The sequence below is a fragment of the Micromonospora sp. NBRC 110038 genome (genome assembly GCF_020884815.1).
GTDB classification, from domain to species: Bacteria; Actinomycetota; Actinomycetes; order Mycobacteriales; family Micromonosporaceae; genus Micromonospora; species Micromonospora haikouensis.
Map to the genome: position 1 here is coordinate 1,886,255 of NZ_BBOL01000001.1, position 14,801 is coordinate 1,901,055.

Annotated in this window: 13 protein-coding genes; 9 read left to right on the forward strand and 4 right to left on the reverse strand. The window is 74.4% G+C overall.

The window, feature by feature from the left end; genetic code table 11:
- Positions 1-2: 2 nt before the first annotated feature.
- From LPU61_RS07320 to LPU61_RS07335, 4 genes are all read left to right on the forward strand, one after another.
- The gene (locus LPU61_RS07320) at positions 3-1,670 is read left to right on the forward strand and encodes a PucR family transcriptional regulator ligand-binding domain-containing protein (RefSeq protein ID WP_199486017.1); all 1,668 of its coding nucleotides are present in this window, start codon (positions 3-5) and stop codon (positions 1,668-1,670) included.
- A gap of 202 nt (positions 1,671-1,872) precedes the next feature.
- Entirely contained in the window at positions 1,873-2,517 is a 645-nt protein-coding gene (locus LPU61_RS07325) for a hypothetical protein (protein ID WP_229404504.1), read from the forward strand.
- Between the two features lie 103 nt (positions 2,518-2,620).
- Entirely contained in the window at positions 2,621-3,130 is a 510-nt protein-coding gene (locus tag LPU61_RS07330; protein ID WP_043963013.1) for an RNA polymerase sigma factor, read from the forward strand.
- Entirely contained in the window at positions 3,127-3,969 is an 843-nt protein-coding gene (locus LPU61_RS07335) for a hypothetical protein (RefSeq protein ID WP_229404505.1), read from the forward strand. The genes LPU61_RS07330 and LPU61_RS07335 overlap by 4 nt, the downstream gene beginning before the upstream one ends.
- Positions 3,970-3,996: 27 nt before the next feature.
- On the opposite strand, the gene dmpG is transcribed toward LPU61_RS07335, so the two are convergent.
- The gene (dmpG, locus tag LPU61_RS07340) at positions 3,997-5,010 is read right to left on the reverse strand and encodes a 4-hydroxy-2-oxovalerate aldolase (protein ID WP_229404506.1); all 1,014 of its coding nucleotides are present in this window, start codon (positions 5,008-5,010) and stop codon (positions 3,997-3,999) included.
- Positions 5,007-5,942: an acetaldehyde dehydrogenase (acetylating) gene (locus LPU61_RS07345; RefSeq protein ID WP_043963016.1), complete on the reverse strand. Its 936-nt coding sequence runs from the start codon at positions 5,940-5,942 to the stop codon at positions 5,007-5,009. The genes dmpG and LPU61_RS07345 overlap by 4 nt, the downstream gene beginning before the upstream one ends.
- A 140-nt stretch (positions 5,943-6,082) precedes the next feature.
- Between LPU61_RS07345 and LPU61_RS07350 the strand changes: the two genes are divergently transcribed.
- On the forward strand, positions 6,083-6,901 hold the full coding sequence (locus LPU61_RS07350) for an IclR family transcriptional regulator (RefSeq protein ID WP_305071886.1): 819 nt from the start codon (positions 6,083-6,085) through the stop codon (positions 6,899-6,901).
- 94 nt (positions 6,902-6,995) lie between these two features.
- Here LPU61_RS07350 and LPU61_RS07355 read toward each other — a convergent pair whose 3' ends face one another.
- Positions 6,996-7,709, reverse strand: coding sequence for a hypothetical protein (locus LPU61_RS07355; protein WP_229404507.1), 714 nt, complete (start codon positions 7,707-7,709; stop codon positions 6,996-6,998).
- A 73-nt stretch (positions 7,710-7,782) separates the two neighbouring features.
- Between LPU61_RS07355 and LPU61_RS07360 the strand changes: the two genes are divergently transcribed.
- Positions 7,783-8,610 carry a PIG-L family deacetylase gene (locus tag LPU61_RS07360; protein ID WP_229404508.1) on the forward strand — a complete coding sequence of 276 codons (828 nt, stop codon included), beginning with the start codon at positions 7,783-7,785 and terminating at the stop codon, positions 8,608-8,610.
- 101 nt (positions 8,611-8,711) lie between these two features.
- On the opposite strand, the gene LPU61_RS07365 is transcribed toward LPU61_RS07360, so the two are convergent.
- Positions 8,712-10,811 (reverse strand): cellulase family glycosylhydrolase, encoded by a 2,100-nt coding sequence (locus LPU61_RS07365; protein WP_229404509.1) that lies wholly within the window; start codon positions 10,809-10,811, stop codon positions 8,712-8,714.
- Positions 10,812-11,269: 458 nt separating this feature from the next.
- On the opposite strand from LPU61_RS07365, the gene LPU61_RS07370 reads away from it, so the two are divergent.
- The 3 genes from LPU61_RS07370 to LPU61_RS07380 all read left to right on the forward strand — a co-directional run bounded on the left by LPU61_RS07370 (position 11,270) and on the right by LPU61_RS07380 (position 14,800).
- Positions 11,270-12,322 carry a LacI family DNA-binding transcriptional regulator gene (locus tag LPU61_RS07370; protein WP_229404510.1) on the forward strand — a complete coding sequence of 351 codons (1,053 nt, stop codon included), beginning with the start codon at positions 11,270-11,272 and terminating at the stop codon, positions 12,320-12,322.
- Between the two features lie 238 nt (positions 12,323-12,560).
- Complete coding sequence (locus tag LPU61_RS07375) at positions 12,561-14,192, forward strand: ABC-F family ATP-binding cassette domain-containing protein (RefSeq protein WP_229404511.1); 1,632 nt, start codon at positions 12,561-12,563, stop codon at positions 14,190-14,192.
- A 182-nt stretch (positions 14,193-14,374) separates the two neighbouring features.
- The gene (locus LPU61_RS07380) at positions 14,375-14,800 is read left to right on the forward strand and encodes a hypothetical protein (RefSeq protein WP_229404512.1); all 426 of its coding nucleotides are present in this window, start codon (positions 14,375-14,377) and stop codon (positions 14,798-14,800) included.
- Position 14,801: the final 1 nt, after the last annotated feature.

Here is a 14,801-nt window from a genome sequence, read left to right on the forward strand (position 1 = left end):
CCGTGTGCCGATCGGGTTCCTCGACGACGGGGATGACGATGCTGCTGCGCGACGCGCTGGCCCTACCGGCCCTCAGGCTGACCCTGCTCACCGGCGGCGACGGGCTGGACCGCCCGGTGACCCAGGTCTTCGTCACCGACCTGCCCGACCCCCGCCGCTACCTCCGCGGCGGGGAGGTGGTGCTCACCGGCCTGATGTGGCGGCGGGGGGCCACGGACGCCGAGACCTTCGTCCGGTCCTGCGCCACGGCCCGGGTCACCGCGATCGGCGCCGGTCACGCGGCTCTCGGCCGGGTGCCGGCCGACCTGGTCGAGGCGTGCCGCCGGCACGACGTGCCCCTGTTCGAGGTTCCGGTGGAGGTGTCCTTCCGCGAGGTCATCGAGGCGTTCGCGCCGTCGGTGTGGAAGCAGCGGGCGACCGGGCTGGCCACCATGCTCGGCCGGCAGCGGGGGGTGGTCGCCGCGATGGCCGCGGGGGCCCGGCTGCCCGACCTGCTCCCGGCCATCGCCGCCGACCTGGGCGTACGCTGCTGGTTGCTCTCGCCCGCCGGCCGGCTGATCGCCGGCACCGCCCCGCTGCCGGCCCCGGCCGCCCGGGAGCTGTGCACCGCCTTCCTGACAGCCACCCGGCTGCCGACGACCACCCGGGTCGACGGGGCCCGGGTGTCGGTCACCGCGATCACCGGATCCCCGGAGCACCGGATGGCGTCCTGGCTGCTCGCCTGCGCCCCGGCCGGCGCGCACGTGCCGGACGGGGCGCACCGCCCGGCCGCGGCGCTCCCGCCGGCCGGGCCGGAGCCTGGCGGGGACGACGTGCTGGCCGAGCTGGTCGACGTGGTCGCCCTGGAACGGACCCAGGCCGACGAGGCCGAGCGGGTCGAGCAGCGCCTGGCCGACCAGGTGGGGCGGGCGCTGGCCGGCGACGGCGACGAGGCCGACCTGCGGGCCCGGCTGCGGGCCTGCGGGCTGGCGCCGGACCGGGGCTTCGTGGCGCTGGCCGCGACCCTGACCGGCCTGCGGACGCCCCCGGCGCTGGCCCTGGCGGTGCTGCGCGAGACGATCCGCACCACGGGCCTGCCGGCGGCCGTGACGGCGGCGCTGCCCGGTGACGCGCCGGACGGGACCCTGCTGGCGGTGGTGGGCGACGCCGCGTCCGGGCCGACCGCCGCGAGCGTGGCCGGCGCGTTCCGCGACGCCCTCGACGTCCTGGCGGCCGGGCTGGGCACCGGGCGTCTCTCGGTCGGGATCAGCACCGCCGGCCGGGCCGCCACGGCGCTGCCGGGTCTCGTGCAGGAGGCCACCCACGCCCTGCGCGCGGCGGCGGCCCGACCCGGGCCGGTGGCCGTGGTCCGCTCCGACGAGGTGGCCTCCCACCTGATGCTGCTCGCCGGGGTGCCGGCCGACACCCAGCGCGCCTTCCGGGCCCGGCTGCTGGACCCGCTGACCGGCTACGACCGGCAGCACGGCACGGAGCTGGTGCACACCCTGAACGCGTTCCTGTCCGCCAACGGCGCCTGGCGGCGGTGCGCCGAGTCGCTGCACGTGCACGTCAACACCCTGCGGTACCGGATCGGTCAGATCGAGCGGCTCACCGGCCGCGACCTCGACCGGTTCGCCGACCGGGTGGACCTCTTCCTGGCCCTGCGGCTGGGCGGGCCGTCCGGTTCCTGACCCCGGCGGCCGGCGCCGACCGACCGGGGCGGCGCCCGGCCGGCGGCCAACCGCGCGGCCGCAGACGCACCTCGATGGGATCTGCTGAAACCTGCGGCCCGCCTCGCGCGTCATCAGATCGAGTCGAGCGAGGACCGGCAGCCGGCAGGGCTGGCCGGTCTCGGCCGGGGCCTCGGGGAGCCGGGGCAGTGGGGAGGTAACGGTGTTGGTGCGTAGGTGGCTCGCCGGGGCGGGCCTGGCGGTGTTGACCGGTGCCGCCGCGACGCTCTACGGCGCGCTGTCCGCGTCCGCGGGCGACACCGCGCCGGCCGGGGTGGCGCCGGCGCCGGTGGCGGCGGGGGTGGCACCGCCCGGGGCCGCGGCCCCGGCGGCACCGGCGGCGCGGGCGAGCACGGACCCGGTCCTGTCGGGCAAGCGCCGGGTCACCATCGTCCGGGTGGGGTCGTTCGAGTCGGGGCTGTCCCTGCTCGACAGCGGGCGGCTGGCCGAGGTGGACGACGACCGTGGCCGGCAGGTCTTCGTGCCGACCCCGCTGGGCGCGGGGGAGTACCTGATCAAGGCGTACTACGGCGGCGGCATCGGGAAGCCGGTCTGCTGGCAGGCGCGCAACCCGAACAACGGCCAGCCGCTGTACGTCGCCGGCGCCACCTGCCGGGCGGACGACCCGGCGCAGCGGTTCGCCATCGCGCCCGCCCCCGGCGGCGGGGCGCGCGAGTACCTGGTCAGCAACCGGTGGGCGTACCTGCGCGACTCGGCGCGGTCCGGGCTGATCCTGGAGGAGCTGGGCGACGCCCCGCCGGTCAGCAGCTTCCGGTTCAACGACACGGGGCCCGCCCCGCGCCGGTGACCCCCGTCGGCGGCCCGGCCGGCCGTTCCCCCGCCGGGCCGCCGACGTCACCCGGGAGGACCCCATTTCCGGAACCGACCAGCTCTGGTGGAGACTTTGACCGATGCGTGACGCCGCGGAGTTCGACGCCTTCTACTCCGCGTCCGCCCACCGGGTGCTGGGACAGTTGTACGCGATGGTCGGCAACCGGGCCGAGGCCGAGGACGCGGTGGCCGAGGCGTACGCCCGGGCCTGGGACCGCTGGGCCGCGGTGCGCGGGTGCGACAGCCCGGAGGCGTGGGTACGCCGGGTGGCGTACCGGGTGGCGGTCAGCGCCTGGCGCAAGACCGTCAACCGGATGCGTGCCCACCGCCGGGAGGCCACCGAGCAACGCGTCGACGCGGCCTCGGTCGACCACGTCGCGATCGTGGCCGCGCTGCGGCACATTCCCGCCGAGCAACGCCGGGCCGTGGTGCTGTACCACCTGGTCGGGCTGAGCGTGGCCGAGATCGCGGCGGAGGTCGGCACCAACGAGAACACCGTCAAGACGCGGCTGGCCCGGGGCCGTCGGGCCCTCGCCGCACACCTGACCGAACCGGAGCACCACGGCGTGGACGAAAGGGCGCGGTCATGAGTTCTGACAACCAGCTCGCCGACGCCCTGCGGGCGCTGGCGGGCCACGGCGGGCAGGGGACGGTCCCCGCCGCCGCCGACGTCCGGCGGCGCGGCGACGCCCGCCGCCGGCGGCGACGGGCCGCGTCGGTGTCGCTCGCCGCCCTCGCCGTCGCCGCGCTCGGCGCGGGTGTCGCCCTCGCCGGGTCCGGTGGCCGGCCGCACCCCGTCCCGATCGGGCCGGCGGGCCCCACCTCCGCCCCGGTCGCGTCGCCCTGGCCGGACCCCACGTCGCCGGGGCCGGACCGCACCTCGCCCGCGCCGGAGCGCACGTCGTCCGGGCCGGAGCGCACGTCGTCCGGGCCGACCGGCGGCACGTCCGCCCCGCCCACCGGATCGTCCGGCCCGCCCGCCGGACCCCCGGGCGGCGACCCGGTGCTGTCCGGGCAGCGTCAGGTCACCGTCGTCCGGGTGGCCGCCTCGGCGGGCGGCGTGTCGCTGCTCGACGGCGGCCGGCTGGCCGAGGTCGACGGCGACGAGGGCCGCCAGCTGTTCGTCTTCGCGCCGCTGGGGAACACCTACCAGATCCGCGCCGCAGAGCCCGGCCCCGACGGGGCCGACACCTGCTGGGAGGTCCGGTCGTCGGGCAGCGAGCCGCTGCGGGTCGAGGCGGCCGGATGCGCGCGGGACGAACCGAGGCAGCGGTTCACGGTCGTCCGCGACGGCTCGGCGTACGCGATCAGCAGCCAGTCGGCGTACCTGCAGTTCTCGCCGACGTGGGGGCTGATCCTGGAGGAGGCCGGCGACGCGGCCGTGACCACCCGGTTCCGGCTGGTCGACAACGGCTCCGCGCCGGGCTGACCGGCCGGGGCGGGGCTGCGCCAGCCGCTACGACCGCTGTCGTCGCAGGTCGAGCGCGATGTCGACGATCATGTCCTCCTGGCCGCCGACCAACTGCCGCCGGCCCACCTCGACGAGGATGCTGCGGGTGTCGAGGCCGTACTCGGCGGCGGCGGCCTCGGCGTGGCGCAGGAAGCTGGAGTAGACCCCGGCGTACCCGAGGGTCAGCGTCTCGCGGTCGACGCGCACCGGACGGTCCTGGAGCGGGCGGACGATGTCGTCGGCGGCGTCCATGAGCGCGAACAGGTCGCAGCCGTGCTCCCAGCCGGTGAGGTCGGCGACGGCGACGAACGCCTCGATCGGGCAGTTCCCGGCACCGGCGCCCTGGCCCGCCAGGGACGCGTCGACCCGGTACACCCCCTCCTCGACGGCGGCGACCGAGTTGGCCACGCCGAGGCCGAGGTTGTGGTGGGCGTGGATGCCGATCTGGGTCTCCGGCGCGAGCACGTCGCGGTACGCGCGCACGCGCTCCCGGACGCCGTCCATCGTCAGCCGGCCCCCGGAGTCGGTGACGTAGACGCAGTGCGCCCCCGCCGCCTCCATGATCCTCGCCTGCTCGGCGAGCAGCTTCGGCGGCGCCATGTGCGACATCATCAGGAAGCCCGAGACGTCCATGCCCAGCTCCCGCGCGGCGGCGATGTGCTGGTTGGCGATGTCCGCCTCGGTGCAGTGGGTGGCGATGCGGATCGAACGGACGCCGTGGTCCCAGGCCTTCCGCAGCTCGCGCACGGTGCCGATGCCGGGCAGCAGGAGGCCGGTGAGGGTCGCCCGGCGCACCACCTCGGCGGCGGCCTCGATCCACTCCCAGTCGGTGTGCGCCCCGGGGCCGTAGTTGATGCTGCTGCCGGCGAGCCCGTCGCCGTGCGACACCTCGATCGCGGCGACGCCGGCGGCGTCCAGGGCCGCGGCGACGGCCCGGACCTGGTCGAGGGTGTAGCGGTGCCGGATGGCGTGCATGCCGTCGCGGAGGGTGACGTCCTGGACGTAGATCCGGGTGCTCATCGGGCCGCCACCGCCGTCGCCAGTCGCTCGCCGACCTGCCGCGCGGCGGAGGTCATGATGTCCAGGTTGCCCGCGTACGTCGGCAGGTAGTGGCCCGCCCCCTCCACCTCCAGGAACACGCTGACCACCCAGCGGTCGCGGGGTGGGGCGTGCGGGACGAGGTCGGCTTCCGGGCTGCTCGCCGTGATCCGGCGGAACTGGACGTCCTGCTTGAGCCGGTACCCGGGCACGTACGCCCGGACCTTCTCGGCCATGGCCAGCACCGCCGCCGTGACCGCGTCGCGGTCGCAGTCGTCGACGACGCAGAAGACGGTGTCGCGCATGATCAGCGGCGGCTCGGCGGGGTTCAGCACGATGATCGCCTTGCCGCGCCGGACCCCGCCCACCTGCTCGATCGCCCGGGAGGTGGTCTCGGTGAACTCGTCGATGTTGGCCCGGGTGCCGGGGCCGGCCGAGCGCGACGAGATCGAGGCGACGATCTCGGCGTAGTGCGTGGTGGCGGCCGAGGAGATCGCGGCGACCATCGGGATGGTCGCCTGCCCGCCGCAGGTCACCATGTTCAGGTTGCGGGCGCCGAGGTGCTCGTCGAGGTTGACCGGCGGCACCACGTATGGGCCGATCGCCGCCGGCGTCAGGTCGACGAGCGTGAGGTCGGCCCCCCGCAGGGCGGCGTCGTTGGCGATGTGGGCCTGTGCCGACGTGGCGTCGAACACGATCCGGACGTCGCCGAAGTCGGGATGGTCGAGCAGCCCCCGCACGCCGGTCGGGACGACCGGCACGCCGAGCCGGGCCGCCCGTGCCAGCCCGTCGGAGCGGGGGTCGATGCCGACGAGGGCGGCGACCTCCATCGTCTCCGACCCCCGCAGGATTTTGATCATCAGGTCGGTGCCGATGTTGCCGGAGCCGATGATGGCGACCTTCGTCTTGGGCATGTCTCCTGCTCCTTGGCCTGGGACGAAACGGACACCCCGGCCGTTCCGCCCGGCGGGACGACCATGCCGGCGCTGGCGCACCCGGCATCCCGGCCTCCAGGTGTAGACGCCGCGCCCACCGGCTGGCAACCTCGTGTTCCATGCCACGGAACAACACGGCGGGATTCGCCGACCCCGGCGGCCCGGGCGCGTCGTCGTCCGGCCCGGCGGGCCCCGCCCGGGGCAACGTGCTCGACCGGGGGGTACGGCTGCTGCGCGCGTTCCGCCCGGCGGAGGAGGCCCTGCGCCTGACCGAGCTGTCCCGGCGCACGGGCCTGCCGAAGGCCACCGTGCACCGGCTGGCCGAGCAACTCGTCGGGCTGGGGCTGCTGCGCCGCGCCCCGGTGGGCTTCGGGCTCGGCATCGGGCTGTTCGAACTGGGCGAACTCGTGCCGGTCAAGCTGCGCCTGCGCGAGGCCGCGCTGCCGTTCCTGCAGGACCTCTACGAGGCCACCCACGAGACCATCCACCTCGGCGTCCGCGACGGCCTCGACGTCGTCTACGCCGACCGGATCCGCGGACACGCGGGCGTCGACACGCCGTCGCGGGTCGGCGGTCGCCTGCCGCTGACCTGCACCGGCGTCGGGAAGGTGCTGCTCGCCTGGTCCGGGCAGGAGCTCATCGACGAGGTGCTGGCGCAGCCGCTGCCCCGGCTGACCCCGCACTCGGTCACCGACCCCGGGCGGCTCGCCGACGAGTTGGCCCGGATCCGCCACGCCGGCGTCGGCTACGACCGGCAGGAGGCGGCTGTGGGGCTCTCCTGCGTGGCGTCGCCCGTCCTGGTGCACGGCCGGATCGTCGCCGCGCTGTCCATCTCGGTGCCCGCCCACCGGTTGTCGCCGGCCCGGCTCGCCCCGGCGGTGCGTACCGCCAGCCTCGCCCTCTCCCGCGTCCTGTCCCGGGCGCCCGGCGACGACTGAGGCTCCCCGGCGGCCCGCCCGCTCGCGATGGACCGCCGCGCGGCCCGGTCGGGGCCGCCGCCGCAGGTCGTCGCCGCCCCCGGCCCGCGCGGCCTCAGGCGAGCAGGACCTCCCGCATCCGCGCGCCCGGGTTAAACCCGCCGACCACCCGGGGGCCGGCCGGGTCGTGCACGTCGAGGGTGTTGTTGCGGCGCATCAGCTCGCGCACCGCGGGCGGCAGCCGGGGCGGGTCGTCCATGGTGGCGAGGACCTGCCCGGCGGTCGAGATCAGACGCTCGGCCAGGGCGGCGGCGTCGGTGTCCACCCGCACCCGGCCGTACTCCCAGCCGGCGGTGGTGAGGTCGAGCACCTCGAACACGTGGGTCACCAGCGGGGTCGGGTCGGTCACCCGGTCGAGCCGGGACGCCCGGCTGCCGACCACCGTGACGGCGGCGGCCACCTGCGCGTACGGGTGCAGGCCGGACGGCAGCGCGAACAACGGCCAGCGCAGCGAGGGGCCGGCCTCCTTCCACAGCGGCCGGTAGTTGCGGCGGTGCAGCAGCAGCCGCCGGCCCGTGCGCCGGTGCACGTCGTGCACCTGGGCCTGCAGCTCCGCGTGGGCCTCGTCGGCGGCCTCGCCGAGGATCCGGGCCGCCACCACCAGCCCGTCGTCGTCGTCCAGCAGCCGGGCGATGGCCTCGGCCTGTTCCGGGAACCGCGCCTGCGAGCGGGCGCCGTACCGGTGCCGGACGTCGCGCAGCAGCGCCTGCTGCCGCTCCGGGTCGAGCTGGACCCGGTTGCCACCCAGTAACTGCCGCAGCCAACGCATCTCGCCTCGATTCAGCAGACGTCGCGGACCGCGGCAATGCTAGTGGGCCGGGCTTGCCCCGTATCGTGGTGGGGTGGCCCAGCGAAATCTGACCCTGATGGCGGTGCACGCGCACCCCGACGACGAGGCGACCAGCACCGGCGGCGTCCTCGCCCGCTATGCGGCGGAGGGCATCACGACGGTGCTCGTGACCTGCACGGACGGCGGGTGCGGCGACGGCCCCGGCGGCGTCAAGCCGGGCGACGAGGCGCACGACCCGCAGGCCGTGGTGGCGATGCGCCGGGCCGAGTTGGCGGCCAGTTGCGAGGCGCTGAAGGTCACCCACCTGGAGACGCTCGACTACGCCGACTCGGGCATGATGGGGTGGGCGGCCAACGACGCGCCGGGCGCGTTCTGGAACACACCGGTGGCGGAGGCGGCCGACCGGCTGGCCGAGTTGATGCGGCGCTACCGGCCCGACGTCGTCGTCACCTACGACGAGAACGGCTTCTACGGCCACCCGGACCACATCCAGGCGCACCGGATCACCATGGCCGCCGTCGAGCGGACGGGCATCCCCGCGAAGGTCTACTGGACCACCGTGCCGCGCAGCGCGTTCCAGGAGTTCGGCCGCGTCATGAAGGAGATCGGCGCCGAGTTCCCCGAGCCGGACGGGTCCGCGGAGCTGCCGCCGCTCGGCCTGCCCGACGAGGAGATCACCACCTGGGTGGACACGAGCGCCTACGGCGCGCAGAAGTTCGCGTCGCTGGCCACGCACGCCAGCCAGGCCGAGAACATCTTCTTCCTGCAACTGGGCCAGGAGCGGTTCACCGAGCTGATGGGCGTGGAGACCTTCGTCCGGGTCCGCGACACCACCGGCGCGCCGACGCCCGAGGACGACCTGTTCGCCGGGCTGCGCTGAGGCGGACGCGCCCGCCCCGGCGGGCCGTATCCCCGCTGTTCCCCGACGCGACGGGGCCCGCAGCCGCCCGGCTGCGGGCCCCGCCTGTTGCCGGGCGCGGGTCAGGCGGGCGCGCCGGTGACCGACGTCCCGGACTTGGTCACCTGGTATTTGATCTTCGTGCCGCTCCAGAAGTGGAACGTCAGCGTGACCGGGCCGTCCTTGACCTCGGCGAAGAACTCGGGCTTCATGATGATCGTGTTCGCCGTGTAGTCGGGCTGGAAGTTGGACCAGAACTCCTTGTAGGGGGTCCAGTTCGCCGGGCCGGCCGGGCTGCCGTCGGCGTACGTGGCCTCCATGGTGGCGAGCTGGTCGCCGCGGAACTGGGTCGGGATGGTGAACGAGCTGGTCGTCCCGGTGGCCGCCGCCTGGGTCGGCGGGTCGTAGGTGATGATGCTGATCTGCCACGGCACGCCCTGCGAGAAGCGGGCCTCGATGGTGGCGTTGACGCCGTAGGCGCGGCTGCCGACCAGCCGGGTCAGCGCCGAGGCGGTCAGGGTGAGGGTGGTGCCGGAGACGGTGTAGTCGGTGCCGGAGACCAGGTTGGTGCTGCCCTGCCGCAGGCCCTGGAACGTGGCCCCGTTGAGGTTCAGGGTGAGCGACTTGCTGGTGATGGCGCCGGTGCGGGGCACGTAGACCTGGTCCGAGGAGGCGGTGGCGGAGCGGGTGGTCAGGCTCGCCTTCATCATGTCGTAGATGCCCTGGTCCCGCCATTGCAGCGTGTTGCGGTTGAGGAACGAGCCCGCGTCCCAGAGCATCGTGGTGAGCTTGCGGATCCGGGCGTGGTAGCCGACGGCCTCGAAGAACTTGAGCAGCTCGCCGCGTTCGATGATCCCGGGCCGGGTGTAGTCGTAGCTGAGCAGCGCCCACTCGCCGACGATCACCGGGATGCCCCGGGAGACGAACGTCTGCTGGACGCGGTCGAAGCCGTCGACGATGTCCTGCTCGACGTTGCTGTCGTAGCGGGTGCCGCCGGCGATGTTGACGCTGAACGGCCACCAGCCGTAGAAGTGGACGGTCGCGGCGATGTTGCGGTCCCCGAGCTGGTCGATCGTGGCCGTCAGCGCGTCGAGCCGCTCCTGGTTGGAGTTGGTGTAGAGGGTGGGCAGCACGAGCAGCCGGGTGGCGTTGTTGCCCCCGGACTGGCGCATCAGGCGGACGAACGCGACGTTCAGCTCACGCAGCACCTCGTCGCTCTCGGCGTCCCCGGACGTGCCGGCGAACTGCGGCTCGTTGATGCTCTCGAACGTCAGCTTCGCCGAGTAGTCGCGGAAGGTGGTGGCGAGCTGGGTCCACAGCGCGGTGTACCGGTTCATCACGTTCGTGCGGTCACCGGGATAGGTGTTGATCCACTGCCAGGAGTCGTGGTGCAGGTTGACCAACACGTAGAGACCCTCCGCCAGCGACCAGTCGACGACCTGCCGGACCTTGGCCAGCCAGGCCGGGTCGAGGGTGTACGTCGGCGCGGGCCCGTGGTGGTTGCTCCAGGTCACCGGGATCCGGATGCTGCGGTAGCCCTGCGAACGGATCTTCTGCAGCAGCGCCTGGGTCACCGGCGGGTTGCCCCAGGCGGTCTCGTCGGGGATGGCGTCGTAGGTGTTGCCCAGGTTCCACCCGGGCTGCATCGCCGCGACCGTGGCCATCGCGTCCCCACCCGGCGACGGCGACGGCGAGGTGGTGGGCGTCGGGGACGGGGGAGGGGTGCTGGTCGGGGTCGGGGTCGGCGTGCCGCCCACGCTCCCGGTGCAGGCCACACCGTTGAGGGTGAACGAGGTCGGTGCGGTGTTGCTGCCCGACCACGAGCCGTTGAAGCCGAAGGAGACCGAGCCGTTCGTGGCGATCGCCGCGTTGTAGCTCATGCTCTTCGCGGTGACCTGGTCACCCGACGAGGTGACCGTGGCGTTCCACGCCTGGGTGACCCGCTGGCCGGACGGGAACGTCCAGCCCAGCGTCCACCCGTTGACCGCGTCGCCGAGGTTGGTGACCGACACGTCGGCGGTGAAGCCGCCCTGCCACTGGGACGGCACCGCGTACGCCACCCGGCAGCCGGCCGCCGCCTGGGCGTTGCCGGCGACCATCGTGCCCGCCATCATCAGCGTGGCGACCGCGGCGGCGATCAGGCCGATCCGCCGTCGCGTCTTTCCGAGGTACTGCGAACTCATCAGGGACTCCTCGCCATGGTGGCGGTTGAGGGGGTACGCGGGGCCGCGCGGGCGAACAGCGCTGCCCGCCCGCGCGACCGGAGAATGCGGAGTGTGCGGACGCTGCCCAGGCGTCCGCCGCGGCCTTCGAGGCTCCCGAATGGAAACGATCGGTCCGTCAAGGCCGAAAGTTTCTGGCCCGACGGTACGTCAACCGGTGATGTGCGTCAATGAAGCTCGCTCCCCCCGGGGTGTGGTGCCGGCGGGCGGCGGGGTTGCCGGGTCCTCGCCAGGTGAGAAAGCCTCCCCAGCGCGTGGTGATCCACTTTGGAAATTTTCAGATCGAGCCTGGAAAGCCATCGATGCCCGTCGGGCGACGGCCGAACGGCTATCCTTGCGCGCGGAACGACGCTGGTGGCCCGCCACGCGGCACTGGCGTGGCAGGCGGCCGTCGCGGGAGCGCTGCAGAGGAGGCCGGGTTGACGCACGGCGAGTCGGGCGAGCCGGTCGACGAGGCGGGTTCGGTCGCCGATTCGACCAGGCCGGTGACGATCGCCGTCATCGCCCGGTCGGCCGGGGTGTCGATCCCGACCGTGTCAAAGGTGATCAACGGGAGGTCCGGCGTCGCCGCCGACACCCGCGCCAGGGTGGAGGCGGCCCTCAGCCAGCACGGATACCGTCGGTCGGCGCCCGTCACCCGCAGCAACATGATGGAGCTCGTCTTCGACGAGATCGAGGACATGTGGGGCCTGCAGATCATCCGCGGCGTCGAGCGGGCGGCCCGGAAGCAGCGGGTCGGCGTCGTCCTGACGGAGTTCGGCCCGCAGCACAACGCGATCCGGTACTGGATCGACGACACCCTCGCCCGCCGCCCGGACTGCCTGGTGGTGGTCGCCCAGCTCGGCGCGGAGCAGCACGACCAGCTACGCGCCCGCGGGATCCCCTTCGTGGTCTTCGATCCCACCACCGAGCTGCCCGACGACGTGCCGTTCGTCGGAGCGACCAACTGGGCCGGCGGAAGGTCCGCCACCCGCCACCTGATCGAGCTGGGCCACCGGCGCATCGCGATGATCGGGGGCCCGGAGCACATCCTGTGCTGCCGGGCCCGGCTGGACGGCTACCGGGCCGCCATCGACGCGTCGGGCCTGTCGGTGGAGCCCGGCCTGGTCGTCCACACCGGGCTGAACCCCGTCGACGGCAGGTCCGCCGCGCTCGACTTGCTGGGCCGACCCGACCGGCCCACGGCGATCTTCGCCTGCAACGACCAGCAGGCCCTCGGCGTCTACCAGGCCGCGCGGGAGCGCGGCCTGCGGATCCCCGCCGACCTCAGCGTGGTGGGCTTCGACGACCTGCCGCTGGCGGCGCTGACCGACCCCCCGCTGACCACCGTCCACCAGCCGCTGGTCGAGATGGCCGCCACCGCCACCGAGCTGGCGCTCGCCCTCGGGCGGGGGGAACGCAGCGCCCAGGTGCGACTGGAGTTGGCGACGACCCTCACCGTCCGGCAGAGCACCGCGCCCCCGGCGAGCTGACCTGACCGACCCGGCCCGGCGGGTCGAGCGCGGCCCGGGGGCGGCCCGGTGGGCTATCCTGGCGCGAGTAGCCAGGACAGGAGCGCAGCGTGGCAGGTGACGACGACATCTCCGGGTGAGAGCCCGCAGCGGTGACCGACGGAGCACGACCCGTGCCGTCGCGTCGCCCATGTCGTCATGCCCTGCTCACGCCGGGCGGCGCGTGCGCGCCCGGATCACCTGTCTGCTGAGGTTCCCCATGTCCGACAGTCATGTCGTCAGCTCCGCCCTGTCCTTTTCCTGGCCGGACGGCACCCCCGTCTTCCAGGACCTGTCGTTCTCCGTGCCCGGCGGCCGCACCGGCCTGGTCGCGCCCAACGGTGCCGGCAAGTCGACCCTGTTGCGGCTCGTCGCCGGCGAGCTCCGGCCCACCGGCGGCAGCATCACCGTCGCGGGAACGCTGGGCTACCTGCCCCAGCACCTGCCCTTCACCCGGCATCAGACGGTCGCCCGGGTGCTCGGGGTCGACCACGTCGTCGCCGCGCTGCACGCCATCGAGGCCGGCGACGCCGCCGAGGAGCACTTCACCACCGTCGGCGACGACTGGGACGTCGAGGAACGGGCCCGCGCCGAACTCGACCGCCTCGGGTTGACCGACGTCGCGTTGGACCGCCGGCTGGGCACCCTCAGCGGCGGCGAGGTGGTGTCCCTCGGTCTCGCCGCCCAGCTGCTCAAGCGGCCCGACGTGCTCCTGCTGGACGAGCCGACCAACAACCTCGACGGCGAGGCGCGGGCGCGGCTGACCGCCGTGCTCCGCTCCTGGACCGGCTGCCTGCTCGTGGTCAGCCACGACCGGGCGCTGCTGGACGAGATGGACCGCATCGCCGCCCTCGACCACGGCGAGATCCGCTGGTACGGCGGCAACCACACCGAGTACGAGCAGGCGGTGCGGGCCGAACGGGAGGTCGCCGAGCGGCAGGTACGGCAGGCCGAGCAGGACGTCAAGCGGCAGAAGCGCGAGCTCCAGCAGGCCCGCGAGCGGGCCGCCCGCCGCGCGTCCACCGCCTCGCGCAACCTGGCCGACGCGGGGCTGGCCCGGATCGTCGCCGGCAACCTCAAGCGCGACGCGCAGGTGTCGGCGGCCAGGTCCAACGACGTGCACGCCGCGCGCCTCGGCGCGGCGCAGGCCCGGCTGGACCAGGCGAGCGCGGCTGCCCGCCGGGACGACCACCTCGCCCTCGACCTGCCGGAGACGACGGTGCCCGCCGGCCGCACCGTCTTCCACGGCGAGGCCCTGCAGGCCGCCTACGACGGGCGTCCGGTCTTCGCCGGCGACGGCGTCGGCCTGGACATCCGCGGCCCCGAACGGGTCGCCCTCGTCGGGCCGAACGGCGCGGGCAAGTCCACCCTGCTGCGGTTGGTCGGCGGCCACCAGGAGCCGGTCTCCGGCGCCGTCACGCGGGCGGAGGGCCGGGTGGCGTACCTGTCGCAGCGCCTCGACCTGCTCGACGCGGACCGGACGGTCGCCGACAACCTCGCCGTCTTCGCGCCCTCGCGCAGCGAGGCGGACCGGATGAACCTGCTGGCCCGCTTCCTGTTCCGGGGCGCCCGCGCCCACCTGCCGGTCGGCGTGCTGTCCGGCGGCGAACTGCTGCGCGCCACGCTGGCGTGCGTCCTGAACGCCGAGCCGGCACCGCAGCTGCTGCTGCTCGACGAGCCCACCAACAACCTCGACCTGGCCAGCGTGGCCCAGCTGGAGAGCGCGCTCCTGGCGTACCGGGGGGCGTTCGTCGTGGTCAGCCACGACGACCGTTTCCTGGCCGCGATCGGGGTGGACCGCTGGCTCCGGCTGGCCGGCGGCCGGCTCACCGAGGCGGGCGGGCCGCAGTGATCGGCCGGCCACCCGCCGCCGGATCTGTCCTAGGACGCTTTGGGGGGTGTGTGCCGCCTGACGGCTGAGCAACGGCCTGGACAGGGGATGAGTAGCGGCTACTCAGGTGCCGGGCCGCGCCGTGGCGTGAACTGGTTGCACCGCCGGCACCGCGCCGGCGCCGACAGGGAAGGAACCCGGCAATGGGACTGTTCAAGCAGCTCAAGGACATGCGGAACGTCGTCGAGGCGGCTCCCGCGATGATCTCCGAGGCCCGCGCCCTGCAGCAGCAGGCCATCCAGGCCCAGGCCGCCGGCGGCTTCGGCCCCGGCTACGGCGGTGGCGTCGCCGGCTACGGCAACGTGGCGGTGCCGCAGCCGGCCGACGTGCCGCCGGGCGACCCGCGCCTCACCCCGATCGAGGGGGTCGGCCTGGAGCTGTACGCCCGGGCGTCCAAGGCCGCCGCCACCCGCGGCCTCGACGAGGCCGGCATGGCCCGGTACGCGGCCACCCTCGGCGTCGACCCGGCCACCTGGCCGGCGGCCGTCGCCGGGTGGAACGCCCGGATGCGGGGCGACATGCAGCTCGCCACCCACTTCGGCCGGCTCTACCAGGAAGCGCAGCTCTGAC

What these genes read in the sequence shown, in the direction of transcription:
- LPU61_RS07375 (WP_229404511.1), top strand. Translation starts at nt 12,561, where the DNA reads ATGTCCGACAGTCATGTCGTCAGCTCCGCCCTGTCCTTTTCCTGGCCG.
- LPU61_RS07355 (WP_229404507.1), bottom strand. Translation starts at nt 7,709, where the DNA reads ATGCGTTGGCTGCGGCAGTTACTGGGTGGCAACCGGGTCCAGCTCGAC.
- LPU61_RS07380 (WP_229404512.1), top strand. Translation starts at nt 14,375, where the DNA reads ATGGGACTGTTCAAGCAGCTCAAGGACATGCGGAACGTCGTCGAGGCG.
- LPU61_RS07330 (WP_043963013.1), top strand. Translation starts at nt 2,621, where the DNA reads ATGCGTGACGCCGCGGAGTTCGACGCCTTCTACTCCGCGTCCGCCCAC.
- LPU61_RS07365 (WP_229404509.1), bottom strand. Translation starts at nt 10,811, where the DNA reads ATGAGTTCGCAGTACCTCGGAAAGACGCGACGGCGGATCGGCCTGATC.
- LPU61_RS07350 (WP_305071886.1), top strand. Translation starts at nt 6,083, where the DNA reads ATGCCACGGAACAACACGGCGGGATTCGCCGACCCCGGCGGCCCGGGC.
- dmpG (WP_229404506.1), bottom strand. Translation starts at nt 5,010, where the DNA reads ATGAGCACCCGGATCTACGTCCAGGACGTCACCCTCCGCGACGGCATG.
- LPU61_RS07345 (WP_043963016.1), bottom strand. Translation starts at nt 5,942, where the DNA reads ATGCCCAAGACGAAGGTCGCCATCATCGGCTCCGGCAACATCGGCACC.
- LPU61_RS07335 (WP_229404505.1), top strand. Translation starts at nt 3,127, where the DNA reads ATGAGTTCTGACAACCAGCTCGCCGACGCCCTGCGGGCGCTGGCGGGC.